8 protein-coding genes are annotated in these 13,153 nt (G+C 68.2%); 3 read left to right on the forward strand and 5 right to left on the reverse strand.

Annotated features, from left to right (window positions below):
• Nucleotides 1-2: 2 nt before the first annotated feature.
• Nucleotides 3-971: an alpha/beta hydrolase gene (locus tag AC07OD_RS06975; RefSeq protein ID WP_494595811.1), complete on the reverse strand. Its 969-nt coding sequence runs from the start codon at nt 969-971 to the stop codon at nt 3-5.
• A gap of 71 nt (nt 972-1,042) precedes the next feature.
• A complete protein-coding gene (locus tag AC07OD_RS06980) occupies nt 1,043-1,921 on the reverse strand; it encodes a 2-keto-4-pentenoate hydratase (protein ID WP_369642617.1) in 879 nt (292 codons plus the stop codon).
• Between the two features lie 59 nt (nt 1,922-1,980).
• Between AC07OD_RS06980 and gbd the strand changes: the two genes are divergently transcribed.
• Together gbd and AC07OD_RS06990 are read left to right on the forward strand one after the other, a co-directional pair.
• A complete protein-coding gene (gbd, locus tag AC07OD_RS06985) occupies nt 1,981-3,117 on the forward strand; it encodes a 4-hydroxybutyrate dehydrogenase (protein WP_218294796.1) in 1,137 nt (378 codons plus the stop codon).
• Between the two features lie 262 nt (nt 3,118-3,379).
• The gene (locus AC07OD_RS06990; RefSeq protein WP_494595813.1) at nt 3,380-6,211 is read left to right on the forward strand and encodes an EAL domain-containing protein; all 2,832 of its coding nucleotides are present in this window, start codon (nt 3,380-3,382) and stop codon (nt 6,209-6,211) included.
• Between the two features lie 7 nt (nt 6,212-6,218).
• Here the strand turns inward: AC07OD_RS06990 and AC07OD_RS06995 are convergent, their stop codons facing one another.
• The 3 genes from AC07OD_RS06995 to AC07OD_RS07005 form a co-directional block, all read right to left on the reverse strand.
• Entirely contained in the window at nt 6,219-7,418 is a 1,200-nt protein-coding gene (locus AC07OD_RS06995) for a patatin-like phospholipase domain-containing protein (protein WP_494595815.1), read from the reverse strand.
• Between the two features lie 87 nt (nt 7,419-7,505).
• Nucleotides 7,506-8,333: an HDOD domain-containing protein gene (locus tag AC07OD_RS07000; RefSeq protein WP_218294793.1), complete on the reverse strand. Its 828-nt coding sequence runs from the start codon at nt 8,331-8,333 to the stop codon at nt 7,506-7,508.
• Between the two features lie 60 nt (nt 8,334-8,393).
• Nucleotides 8,394-10,763 (reverse strand): Tex family protein, encoded by a 2,370-nt coding sequence (locus AC07OD_RS07005; RefSeq protein WP_494595818.1) that lies wholly within the window; start codon nt 10,761-10,763, stop codon nt 8,394-8,396.
• A 405-nt stretch (nt 10,764-11,168) separates the two neighbouring features.
• Here AC07OD_RS07005 and AC07OD_RS07010 point away from each other — a divergent pair, with 405 nt between their 5' ends.
• The gene (locus tag AC07OD_RS07010; protein WP_218294791.1) at nt 11,169-12,893 is read left to right on the forward strand and encodes an IPTL-CTERM sorting domain-containing protein; all 1,725 of its coding nucleotides are present in this window, start codon (nt 11,169-11,171) and stop codon (nt 12,891-12,893) included.
• Nucleotides 12,894-13,153 lie beyond the last annotated feature (260 nt).

Genomic DNA, 13,153 nt, shown 5'->3' on the forward strand with positions numbered 1-13,153 from the left:
ATTCACTCCGTGGTTTGAAAGAACGCCTGGCGCAGCGCCCGGGCCGCATCGGCATGGGCGGTGCGCGCCTCGGGAATGGCACGGCCCATCTTGATGAATTCATGGGTCACCCCGCGGTAGATCTCCAGGTCCACGGGCACGCCGGCGAGCCGCAGCTTGTCCGCATAGTCCACGCCCTCGTCCACCAGCGGGTCGCATTCGGCCAGGCCGATCCAGGCGGGGGCCACGCCGTCCACGTCGGGGGCGTGCAGCGGGGCGAAGCGCCAGTCCTCGCGCTCGGCGCGGCTGCGCACATAGTTGCCAAAGAACCAGCTGATGGCAGGCTCTTCCAGCACCAGGCCGCGCGCGAACGTGGCATGCGAGGGCGTGTCCTGGTGGGCCGCGCAGCCCGGGTAGAACAGCAGCTGCAGTGCCAGCGGCAGGCCCGCGTCGCGCGCCAGGATGGCGTTCACGGCGGCCAGTGTTCCGCCCGCGCTGTCTCCGCCCACGGCCATGCGCGCCGGGTCGGCGCCCAGTTCGCGGGCATGGGCAGCAAGCCATGCAAGCGCATCCCAGGCATCGTTGCTCGCGGTGGGAAACCGGTGCTCGGGCGCGAGCCGGTAGTCGAGCGACACCACCATGCAGCGGCCCAGGCGCGCCAGCTCGCGGCACAGGATGTCGTGCGTGGCGATGTTGCCGATGGTGAAGCCGCCGCCGTGGGTGTACAGCAGCACCGGCAGGCCCGCTTCCGTGGTCGGTGCGTACAGCCGCGCGGGCAGCGCATGGCCGTCGCGCGCGGGGATGTGCAGGTCCTCCACCCGCGCCAGGGCCGCCTTGGGCACCTCCAGCACATCGGCGCCCGCCTGGTAGGCCGTGCGTGCGTCCTGGGGCGAGCGGGTGTGCAGCGGGGGGTGCCCCGCGCGCGCCATGCGCTCAAGCACGCTGCGCATCTGGGGGGTCAGGCGGGTGTGGTGGATGTGCAGGTCGGCCAACGGTCAGGATCTCGGCAACAGGAGGAAGGCCGCGCAGGCGGGCAGCCCGCGGGTCGATTGTTTGTTTGTTGTTACTTGAAGGTCACGCGCACGGGCGCGGCGCCCGGCAGGCCGTCGTAGGTCGCTGTCACCGCCAGGCCCGCCTTGGGCGGCAGCAGCGGCGAGAACGAACCCAGGCTGATCAGGTCGCCCGGCTGCATCGCCAGCCCCTCCTGTGCGAGGGCGCCCGCGAGCCACACCACGGCATTGAGGGGATGGTCCAGGATGTCGCTGCCCTTGCCGCCGCCCAGGCGCGCACCCGCGCCGTCGGCCAGCGACACATTCATGTCGGCCAGGGCCTGCAGCATCGCGAAGCGCTCGGCCCGGTAGGCCGGCACGGGCAGCGGCGCGCCCGCCACGCCCAGCCGCGCACCCACGTTGATGGCCGTCACGCCGGCGCCATTGAGCTTGGGCGGCGCCTGCACCATGAGGTCTGGCAGTTCGATGAAAGGGATGACCTGGTCCACCGCCTCCAGCACCTCCATCGGCGTCCTGGCATGGTTGATGGCGGTGCTCTTCACCCGCACCAGCATGTCGGCTTCGTACAGCGGCCGGGCGCCGAAGGCCGCGTCCACGGTGGCGCCACTGGGCAGGACCATGCCTTCATAGAGCTTGCCCCACACGGGCTTGTCGGTGTTGAAGCGCTTTTGCACCGCGGGATTGGTAAGGCCGGCCTTGTAGCCCACGACCTTGCCCAGACGCTGCGCCAGCAACTGGTTGACCTTGGCGCGGGTGCAGGCGCCATCGGCGTCCGACAGGTCCTCGGGGTTGGCGGCCGGGGTCTTCGCGGTGTAGTGGGCCACCAGCTCGGCGGCCTGGGCATCGGTCAGGCAGCCGGCCTGCGCGGATGTCGCAAACGCGACGAATGCACCGGCCAGTGCGAGCGGAATGAGGGTTTGCTTCGTGGTCATCGGTGCCTCCGGGTTGTAGAGTCTTTGCAGCAATCGTAAACGTAACTTCCACCTTCACCATGGCTTTCATCTACTACGTCACCCAGATCCAGTTCGAGTTCGGCGCGGTCAAGCTGCTGCGGCAGGAATGCGAGCGCGTCGGCATCACACGCCCCCTGCTCGTGACGGACCCCGGCGTGAAGGCCGCTGGTGTCCTGCAAAAGGCGCTGGACGCCCTGCCTGGCATGACCGTGGCGGTGTTCGACCAGACGCCCTCCAACCCCACCGAGGCCGCCGTGCGCGCCGCCGTGGCGATCTACCAGGCCGAGGGCTGCGACGGCCTGATCGCCGTGGGCGGCGGCTCGGCCATCGACTGCGCCAAGGGCATCGCGATCGCCGCCACGCACGACGGGCCGCTCACGCACTACGCCACCATCGAGGGCGGCTCGCCCCGCATCACCGAGCGCGCCGCGCCGCTGATCGCGGTGCCCACCACCAGCGGCACCGGCAGCGAGGTGGCGCGCGGCGCCATCATCATCGTGGACGACCACCGCAAGCTCGGGTTCCACTCGTGGAACCTGGTGCCCAAGACCGCCATCTGCGACCCCGAGCTCACGCTGGGCCTGCCGCCCATGCTGACCGCCGCCACGGGCATGGACGCGATCGCCCACTGCATGGAAACCTTCATGTCGGCCGCCTTCAACCCGCCGGCCGACGGCATTGCCCTGGACGGCCTCACGCGTGGCTGGGCCCACATCGAGCCGGCCACGCGCAACGGCAGCGACCGCGAGGCGCGCCTGCACATGATGAGCGCGAGCATGCAGGGCGCCATGGCCTTCCAGAAGGGACTGGGCGCCGTGCACTCGCTCAGCCACAGCCTGGGTGGCGTGAACCCGCGCCTGCACCATGGCACGCTCAACGCCATGTTCCTGCCCGCCGTGGTCCGGTTCAATGCCGGCGCCGAATCGGTGCGCAACGAAAAACGCCTGGAGCGCATGGCCCACGCCATGGGGCTGGGCGCGGCGGGCGACATCCCCGAGGCCATCCGCGACATGAACGCCCGCCTGGGCCTGCCCACGGGCCTTGCCGCCATGGGCGTGACCGAAGGCATGTTCGACGACATCATCAGGGGCGCGCTGGCCGACCATTGCCACAAGACCAACCCCCGCATCGCCACGCCCGAGGAGTACCGCGAGATCCTGAGCCAGTCGCTGTAGGGCCAGCTCCCGTCCCCCCGGCTTTTCACCAGCCCCCCCGCCGCGCCTGCCCCGCTGGCGCGGCGCGCGGCCAGCGGGCGGCGGCCCTCCTTCGCCGTGCCCGCGCGCCCGCAACGCACCCCCAGCCTTCCCCCTGGCGAAGCCCGGCGGGATTGCGCTACCCTGGGTGCCGCACACCCCCTGCCCACACGCTAGACTCCGGTCGGTCAACAATTAATTAACAATTCATTACCCTGGGGTTTTGGGGGGAGGGCCACGACCGATGCGCACCGGAAATCTCAGTACCTGGCTCCTGCGGGGCACCTATCCCCGGCTGTACGTTCCGATTGTCCTGATCATCCTGCTGGTCAGCGCCGTGCGCTACCACTACCTGGTGGCCGCGGAAACCGACGAAGTCCGCCGCCATGCCGCCACCGAGCTGCGCCGGGCGGGCGATGCGCTGCTGCCCGGGGTGGCAGCCCTGCCCCCCTCGGAGCACGAAGCCCAGGCCACGCTTTTGCATGAAGGGGTCGCCCGCTTCGGGCCGGGCGTCCAGTCGGTGAAGTGGCAGGTGGGCGACGGGCCCGTCATCGATGTCCAGGCGCCGCCCCTGCGCGCATCGGCCCCGGGATGGTTCGCCGAATGGGTGCGCATCGCGCCGCCCACGCAGCAGTTCGGGCAGGCCGTGCCCGGCGGCCAGACCGGGCGGCTGACGGTGACGCTGCAATCCGCGCCCCTCGTGGGCCAGATCTGGAGCACCGTCGTGGTACAGCTGCGCATCTCGGCGCTCAATATCTTCACGATCCTGTTCCTGCTCACGCTGCTGCTGCGGGCCAATGCGCGCATGCTGCGGCGGCTGGCCGAAGCCACGGACGCGTTCCGCCACGGCCATCTGGACACGCGCATGGACGTGACCGGCACGCTCGAATCACGCGCCATGGCGGCCACCTTCAACGACATGGCCGGCAAGGTCCAGTCGCTCGTGCTGTCGCTGCGCGAAACCCAGCACCTGCAAAGCGAGCAGCTGCATTTCACGCGCCAGCTGATCGACGCGCTGCCCCTGCCCGTCTTCGTGCGGGACGCCAATGGCTCCTACCTGGAAGTCAACCGGGCCTGGCAACGGCTCTTTCACACGCCCGCCAGCGCGGGCACGGCCCCCGCATCCCCCCCGGCGTACCCCGAAGAGCTGGCGCCCGCGCGCTCCGCGCAGATCGCGCAGGCGCAGGACAACGAGATCCGCATCCACCCCGCCAACCACCAGCCGCCCCGGGACATGGCGTACTACGAAGCCCCGTTCACCACCACGCGGGGCACACTGGCCGGCACCATCGGCACGCTAGTCGACGTGACCGAACGCAAGCGCGCGCAGGAGGCCCTGCGCGCCGAGAAGGAGCGTGCCGAGGTCACGCTCGCCTCCATCGGCGACGGCGTGATCACCACCGACCTGGCCGGCTGCATCGAGACCATCAACGAAGCCGCGCAGCTCATGACCGGCTTCACGGCGGACCAGGCCCTGGGCCGTCAGCTGGACGACGTGTTCCGGCTGTACCAGGAGCTCGCGAGCCGCAATGCCAGCTCGGCCGCGGAGCGCGAGACCGTGCCGGGCGCCCTCCACCAGGTCGCGCACGAGGTGCTGATCCACCGCTCCGGCGAGCGCTACGCCATCGAGTACACCGCGTCGGCGATCCGCAAGGGCGACGGCACGGCCGTGGGCTGCGTGCTGGTGTTCCGCGACGTGACCGAGACGCGCAACCTGCGCCACCAGATCTCGTGGCATGCCCGCCACGATGCGCTCACAGGCCTGTACAACCGGACGGCGCTGGCCGAGCGCCTCACGCACGCGATCTTCGTCGCCCGACAGAAAGGCCTGCTGCTGGCCGTGTGCATGCTCGACCTGGACCATTTCCAGGCCGTGAACGACACCCACGGCAACCGCGTGGGCGACCGGCTGCTCAAGGAAACCGCGCGGCGCCTGGGCGCGTTCATCACGCCCCAGGACGCGGTGGCGCGCATGGGGGGCGACGAGTTCGTGCTGCTGCTGGGCGAGCTGCCGGACGTGCCCGCCATCGAGGCCCGCGTGGGCGTGCTCATGCAGCAGCTGGCCGCCCCCTACGCCATCGACGACCGCGTGCTGCACACCACCGTGAGCGTGGGCGTGGCCGTGTTCCCGCAGGACGACGCCAACCCCGACACCCTACTGCGCCACGCCGACCAGGCCATGTGCCAGGCCAAGGGCTTCGGCCGCAACCAGATGCACGTGTTCGACGTGCAGCTGGACCATGCCGTGCAGACGCAGCACACCCGCCAGACGCGCGTGGCCCAGGCCCTGCACGGGGGCGAGCTGGTGCTGCACTACCAGCCCAAGGTGCACCTGCGCACCGGCGAGATCCTGGGGCTGGAGGCCCTGCTGCGCTGGCAGCATCCCGACCACGGCCTGCTGGGCCCGCAGCATGTGCTGCCGCTGATCGAGGACGCAGAGCTGGAGGTGGAACTGGGCGAATGGGTGCTGCGCCAGGCCCTGGCGCAGATGCGGCAATGGACCGATGCCGGCATGCAGTGGGAGGTGAGCGTGAACATCTCCGCGCCGCACTTCCACCGGCCCAACTTCGTTGAGCGGCTCAAGGACATCCTGCACACCTGCCCGGAGGTCTCGCCCACCCGCCTGGAACTGGAAATCCTGGAATCCGCGGCCCTGCAGGACATGCAGTACATGCGCCAGATGATGCAGAACTGCCAGCTGCTGGGCGTGCGCTTCGCCCTGGACGACTTCGGCACCGGCTTCTCCTCGCTGTCCTACCTCAAGCGCCTGCCGGCCGAGACCATCAAGATCGACCAGTCGTTCGTGCGCGGCATCCTGGAAGACGGCGACGACCTCACGCTCGTGGGAGCCATCGTCGCGCTCGCCACGGCCTTTCAGCGGCACGTGGTCGCGGAAGGGGTGGAGACCGCCGAGCAGGCCGCACGGCTGCTGGAGCTGGGCTGCGAGCGTGCCCAGGGCTTTGGCATCGCCCGGCCCATGCCCGCGCACGAGGTACTGACCTGGGCACGGCAACACACGGCCCGCCACGCGGCCCGGGCCGTGCAGGATGCGGCACGGCGGCCTGCAGCGACCTGAGCGGCCCCTACAGCGGGTGCACGGCGTTCATGTCCGGCCGCGCCAGCCACGCCTGCCACTCGTCCACCAGCTGCTGGCTGGCCCGCGTGGCCGCCAGCCAGGCCTTGGCGCGCGCGGCGCTGTCGGCGCCGTAGTGCGTGAAGTCGTTGCGGTCGGGCAGCTTGGCGTTGGGCAAGCTGCGCACCCAGTCGGGGCTGGGCGACAGCACCACCATGTTGTCCAGCGCAGGCGTGGAGCGGTGGCGCCACTTGAGTCCCTTGTCCAGCCAGCCGGGCACCACGCGGTGCTGGAAATGCGGGTACAGCACCAGGCCGGGCGAGGCAGCGGGGTCAGAATTCAAGTCTTTTTGGCCTCCAGCGCTGGATGGAAAAGCGCTATCAGCTATTAATTCAATAGCATTCTGCTTTTGCCTGCCATAGGCCAGGTGCAGGTGGTAATCGGTGATGCCCCCGTCCCAATACGCCCCACGGGGCGCACCCGGAATGTTGTGCACCGCCTGCAGCACAAACGGGATCGAGCAGCTGGCCTGCAGCGCCTGCATGAAGTTGCCGTTGCCGAGCAGCACCTGCCGCGTGCGGTAGTCCGAGGTGCCAAAGGGCAATGCAGCACACGCAGCCCCCGCCCCCTCGGCGAAGGTACCGGACGCATCGGACGAGGAGAACACCACCCGTTCCAGCCACGCCCCCATCGCCTTGCGGTGCACCGTGTTCGTCAGAAAGGCGCCCAGATAGCCCAGCGGCGTGGCCACGCGGTGCTCGCGCCCCAGCAGGTGCCGCCCCCGCGAGGTGACGATGTGCAGGCGGTAGCGCGGGTGGTTCAGCACCTCGTCGATACGCCCGCCATAGAACGCCTGCAGGTTCTGGCCAAACCGCTCGCTCACGTGGGCCGCCGACGGGCGCTTCTTGCCGGGCGGCAGGTCGTAGTCCTGGTGGATGTAGTCGTGCTCCAGCCGCTCGAAGGCCGCCACCGGCTGCTGCAGGCAGGCCGTGGCCATGCGCCAGGCGCCGATCGACGCGCCCACCAGGTCCACCGGCTGGCGCGACTGGGCCAGCCATTCGCCGAAGATGAAGCGGTCCAGGGGCCCCAGGATGAGCCCCTTGGGGCCACCGGCCGCCGCGGGGATCACGCCCACGTCGCCCGGCCGCAGGCCGTGGTTTTCAAGGTGCTGCCGGGCGCGAGGGCCGGCATGGATGCGCAGGGCTTTCATGGACGGCATTGTCGCAAAGCACCGCGCCCCGGCATGTCGCGCAAGGTGCCCGGGCCGGGCGCAAGCATCCCGGTTCGCAAACCGCCGTCAGACCACGTAGTCGGCGGCCTCGGGCCGTGCCGTCCAGTCGATGGGGTCCTGCTGCAGCACCATGTCGATGTCCAGCCCCAGGGTCAGGCCGACCTCGCCGGGGAACGATACGGCCATCTCCTTCTCGCCCAGCTCCGCCTCGCGGGCCCGCGCGCGCCAGGAGGCCAGGTGGATCACTCCCGCCAGGGGCTCGTAGGCGTTGTTGTCGAACGGCACGCTCTGGTGCTGCAGCGCATCGACCACCACCTCGGGAAGCTGCCAGCGGCGCGCCAGCCCGGCCGTCACATGGCCATAACAGTAGCCGAAGATGCGCTGCTCGATCTTGCCGCGCCGCAGATCGAATGGCGCCACCAGCGTGTTGACCGACTGCGCCTTTTCCGGGTCGGCCAGGTGAATGACCAGCTCGCCCAGCGCGTGCAGCAAGCCCGCGGTGTATGCGGCGATCTGGTCCTGCTGTGCGATACCCGCCAGCGACCGCGCCAGCTTGGCCGTGTTGAGGCTGTAGCGCCAGAACTGCTGCATGTTCACTCCGGGCACCGAGCGGGAGGTGGTGCCCAGCGGTGCCGAATTGACCAGCGAGCGCACCTGGGCCGTGCCCAGCAGCGCCAGGGCCTCCGGGATGCCCGCGATCTGGCGCGGCAACTGGAAGGTGGGGGAATTGGCCAGCTCCAGCAGCCGCCCGGCCAGCGCCGGGTCCGTGCCAAAGAGCTGGTTCAGGCGCCGCAGGCTGGGCTCTTCATGGGCCAGTTCGCTCATCAGCAGCGCCACCGCACGCGGAAGGCTGGGCAGAGCCACTGGTTGTGCCAGCAATGCGTTCAACTCCATGGGGTCAGGCGCCAGAGTTTCGATTGCTGGCGATTATGGCCCCCATCACCCCCCAATCCGTCAACGGCCCTTCGCCTGTTGCAACTTGGCGAATGCCGACGCCATGGCCGACTGCTGCGCGGGCTCGGGGGCACGGCGCTGCGGCTGCGCGTAGCCCCGGCCAGCGCCCTCGAACCGGTTGTCGCGGGGCGCGCCCCGCTCCCCGCCCTGGCGCGGCGGCGCGGCATCGAGCTTCATCGACAGGCCGATGCGCTTGCGCTCCACGTCCACCTCCATGACCTTGACCTTGACGATGTCGCCGGTCTTGACCACTTCGCGCGCATCGTTCACGAACTTGTGCGCCAGCTGGCTCACGTGCACCAGGCCATCCTGGTGCACCCCCAGGTCGATGAAGGCACCGAACTGCGCCACGTTGCTCACCGTGCCCTCCAGGATCATGCCCTCCTTGAGGTCCTTGATGTCTTCCACGCCGTCGTTGAAGCGCGCCACCTTGAAGTCCGGGCGCGGGTCGCGACCGGGCTTTTCGAGTTCGCCCAGGATGTCCTTGACCGTGATCACGCCGAACTTCTCGTTGGCGAAGAGCTCGGGCTTCAAGGTCTTGAGCATGTCCGCGCGGCCCATGATCTCGGCCACGGGCTTGCCGGTCTTTTCCATGATCTGCTCGACCACGGGGTAGGTCTCGGGGTGCACCCCCGTCATGTCCAGCGGGTTGTCGCCGCCGCGGATGCGCAAGAAGCCCGCGCTCTGCTCGAAGGTCTTGGCGCCCAGGCCGGCCACGTCCATGAGCTGCTTGCGGCTCTTGAACGCACCGTTGGCCTCGCGCCAGCGCACCACCGCCTTGGCCACGCTGGCCGACAGGCCCGAGACGCGGCTGAGCAAGGGCACGCTGGCCGTGTTCAGGTCCACGCCCACGGAGTTCACGCAGTCCTCGACCACGGTGCCCAGGGTACGGGCCAGCTCGCTCTGGTTCACGTCATGCTGGTACTGGCCCACGCCGATGCTCTTGGGGTCGATCTTCACCAGTTCGGCCAGCGGGTCCTGCAGGCGGCGCGCAATGCTGGCGGCGCCACGCAGGCTCACGTCCACGTCGGGCATCTCCTGCGAGGCGTATTCGCTGGCGGAGTAGACCGAGGCACCGGCTTCGCTCACCACCACCTTCTCGATGGCGCGCTCGGCCTTGGCGGCCAGCTTGATCAGGTCGGCCGCCAGCTTGTCGGTCTCGCGGCTGGCCGTGCCGTTGCCGATGGCGATCAGGTTCACGCCGTGCTTCTCGGCCAGCTTGGCCAGGGTGTGCAAAGAACCTTCCCAGTCGCGGCGCGGCTCGTGCGGGTAGACGGTGGCGGTCTCGACCAGCTTGCCCGTGGCATCGACCACGGCCACCTTCACGCCGGTGCGGATGCCGGGGTCCAGCCCCATCACCACGCGCGGGCCTGCAGGCGCCGCCAGCAGCAGGTCGCGCAGGTTGTCGGCAAACACCTTGATGGCGACCTTCTCGGCGTCGTCCCGCAGGCGGGCGAACAGGTCGCGCTCGGTCGAGAGGCTCAGTTTCACGCGCCATGTCCAGGCCACGCTCTTGCGGATCAGGTCGTCGGCCGGGCGGCCTGCATGGCTCCAGCCCAGGTGCAGGGCGATCTTGCCTTCGGCCAGGCTGGGCTTGCCGGGCTCGGGCTCCACGGGCAGCACCAGCTTGGCTTCCAGGATCTCCAGCCCCCGGCCACGGAACACGGCCAGCGCGCGGTGCGACGGCACGCGGCCAATGGGTTCGTCGTATTCGAAATAGTCGCGAAACTTGGAGACCTCGGGATCGTTCTCGTTCTTGCCCTCCACCTTCTTGCTGCGCAGCAAGCCCTCGGCCCAGAGCCATTCGCGCAGGTTCTGCACCAGTACGGCGTCTTCGGCCCAGCGTTCGGACAGGATGTCGCGCACACCGTCCAGCACGGCCGGCACGGTCGAGAAATCGGCGCCCGTCTTGCCGTCGTCCAGCACTTCGGGCGGCCGCGTGAAGGCCGCGGCCTCGGTCGCCGGGTCCAGCGTGGGGTCGGCAAACAGCTTGTCCGCCAGCGGTTCGATGCCGAACTCGCGGGCCATCTGGCCCTTGGTGCGGCGCTTTTGCTTGAAGGGCAGGTAGAGGTCTTCCAGCTCCTGCTTGGTGGGCGCCTGTGCAATGGCCAGGCGCAGGGCATCGGTCAGCTTGCCCTGCTCGTCGATGCTCTTGAGCACGGCGGCGCGGCGGTCTTCCAGTTCGCGCAGGTACGACAGGCGCGCTTCGAGTTCGCGCAGCTGGATGTCGTCCAGCCCGCCGGTCACTTCCTTGCGGTAGCGCGCGATGAACGGCACCGTGGCGCCGCCATCGAGCAGCTCCACCGCTGCGCGCACCTGGGATTCACTGACTTTGATTTCTGCGGCCAACTGCCGGACGATCTGCTGCATGGGTGGGCGAACTCTCTGAGACTCAATCAAACAAAACGCGAAGCGCGCGAGTTTGCCACAGGGACTTTGGGTGACAGGCGCCAGCAAACTTCTCCGGGCTACCAGGCGCCCCGCGCGTTACTGGAGGGCCCACGTCCCCCACCCCACAGCGCATGGAAACGTGAAAACAATGCACCGAGAATTCTGTGAGCACACTCGACCCGCGCCCCTGCTCCCGAAGGGGATGAAGGCTGCATTTGCTCCTGTCGCCATGTGGCTGGCATACCGTGTGACCGGGAGGCGGTGCCGTCCTACAGGGAAGATTTGAGAAAGTTCCGTTAAATCCTGTTCGCCAGCGAAAAATTAGGCACCAATTGTCAATTGGTAACAAACAGCAACCACGCCGAAGGCGTTTTCGGAGGCACTATGGGATTTCAATACCTGGTACGGGCATTTCTGGATCTCCTGCACCGACGCTTCAGCGCGGTTGCATTCATCTTGCTGTGCGTGGCTGCCCCGCAGGCCTCCGCGCTGATCATCGGAGAGTTCCGGGTCCGCGGCCCCAACGGTGCCAACGATGAATTCATCAAGCTCTACAACGAAACCGCCTCGCCGCTGACAGTGGCGGGCGGCGGCACGGGCTTTGCCGTCGCGGCCTCGGATGGCGTGGCACGCTGCGTTGTTCCCAACGGCACGGTGATTCCTGGCTTTGGCTACTACCTGTGCGTGAATAGTGTCGGCTACTCGCTGGCTGCCTATCCAGCGGGCAATGGCACCACGGCCACCGGCGACGCCACATACACCACCGACATTCCCGACAATGCAGGTATCGCGCTGTTCAACACCAGCGTCGCTGTGGACTTCACCCTGCCAAACCGCCTTGACGCCGTGGGCTCCACGTCGGAAGCCAATACGCTGTACAAGGAAGGCGCAGGCTACCCGGCCCTCACGCCGTTCTCAATCGACTACGCCTGGACCCGCGATATCTGCGGAAAACAAGGCTCCATCACGTCCTTCAACGGGTGCCTGACCGCCGGGGTGGCGCTGGATACGAACAACAATGCCACCGATTTCTATTTTGTAGACACCAATGGGACCTCAGCTGGTGGTGGCCAGCGGCTGGGCGCGCCGTCGCCAGCCAATCTGTCCAGCCCCGTGATTGGCAGCATCGCAAGCCCAGCCCTGCTGGATCCTTGCGTGGCGCCCTCTTCACCCCCCAATACGGTGAGAGACTTCACCAGCGACCCTGCCAACAACTCCACCTTCGGAACCCTGGACATCCGACGTACCCTCACAAACACCAGCGGCAGCAACTTGACACGGTTGCGTTACAAGATCATTGACCTGACGACCTTCCCCGCGCCCTCCGGCATCGCAGACCTGCGCCCCCGCACATCCACGGCGGTCGTGGTCACTGTGGACCGCGCACCGTGCGGATCCGGCACCAGCAACGTCACGGTCCAAGGCACGACGCTGGAGCAGCCTCCTTCCCAGCCGAACGGCGGTGGCTTCAATTCGACGCTGTCGTCTGGCACCGTGACCCTTGGCACACCCTTGGCCGCGGGTGCGACCCTTGATCTGCGCTTCCTGATGGGCATTCAGCAGACGGGTGCCTACAAGCTGGGTGTCATCATCGAAGGCCTGCCAGAAGGCGGCACCATGTTTGAAATAGCAGGCTGCACGGACTCCAACTGTGCGGTAAACGTGCAATCCATTGCGCGGGCTGATCCCGATCCCACCACGGCGGCATCCGTCAACTACACCGTCACTTTCAACCAGTCGGTCACCGGGGTGGATGCTTCGGATTTCGTGTTGACGTCGACTGGAACCATTGCAGGCGCTTCAGTGACGGGCGTCAGCGGCTCAGGAGCCGTTTACACCGTCACTGTCAATACAGGAACCGGCAGTGGCACCTTGAGACTGGATGTCGCGGACAACGATTCCATCGTCGGTCCGGCACCCGCAAGCTTGCTCCTCGGTGGCGCGGGTGCTGGCAATGGAAACTTCACTACCGGCGAGTCTTACACCCTCACCCGTGGCGGCGCGGTGGTCAGCAACATCCCCACCCTGAGCGAGTACGGAATGATGCTGCTGGGCTTGGCCCTGATGGGCGGGGTGTGGCTACAGCGCAAGCGGGGCAACCTTCGCTGACCCGGGTCTCTCTCACGAGAGGCTGATGCATCGACATTGAACAGACCGGCGCGCCCTCGAGGCGCGCCGGTCGTTTCTGGCAACGGTGCGCAAGCGCTGGAGCGGTAGCGTCCCCCGGGCGCGCAGGCGCGGCAGGGCACGGCCATCACCGAAAGCGGACACCGGCAAAGGGCGAGGCTCCACCCGGTGCGGGCACAGCAACGGCCCGAAGAAGTACCACGCCGCGAACGCTCGCACCGCCGCTCTTAGAATGTGCCGGG

This window comes from Acidovorax sp. GW821-FHT10E03, from assembly GCF_059415205.1.

Excerpts from the sequence above, each read along its gene's own strand:
- AC07OD_RS07005 (WP_494595818.1), bottom strand. The coding sequence starts at position 10,763 with ATGCAGCAGATCGTCCGGCAGTTGGCCGCAGAAATCAAAGTCAGTGAA.
- AC07OD_RS06995 (WP_494595815.1), bottom strand. The coding sequence starts at position 7,418 with ATGAAAGCCCTGCGCATCCATGCCGGCCCTCGCGCCCGGCAGCACCTT.
- AC07OD_RS06980 (WP_369642617.1), bottom strand. The coding sequence starts at position 1,921 with ATGACCACGAAGCAAACCCTCATTCCGCTCGCACTGGCCGGTGCATTC.
- AC07OD_RS07010 (WP_218294791.1), top strand. The coding sequence starts at position 11,169 with ATGGGATTTCAATACCTGGTACGGGCATTTCTGGATCTCCTGCACCGA.
- AC07OD_RS06990 (WP_494595813.1), top strand. The coding sequence starts at position 3,380 with ATGCGCACCGGAAATCTCAGTACCTGGCTCCTGCGGGGCACCTATCCC.
- AC07OD_RS07000 (WP_218294793.1), bottom strand. The coding sequence starts at position 8,333 with ATGGAGTTGAACGCATTGCTGGCACAACCAGTGGCTCTGCCCAGCCTT.
- gbd (WP_218294796.1), top strand. The coding sequence starts at position 1,981 with ATGGCTTTCATCTACTACGTCACCCAGATCCAGTTCGAGTTCGGCGCG.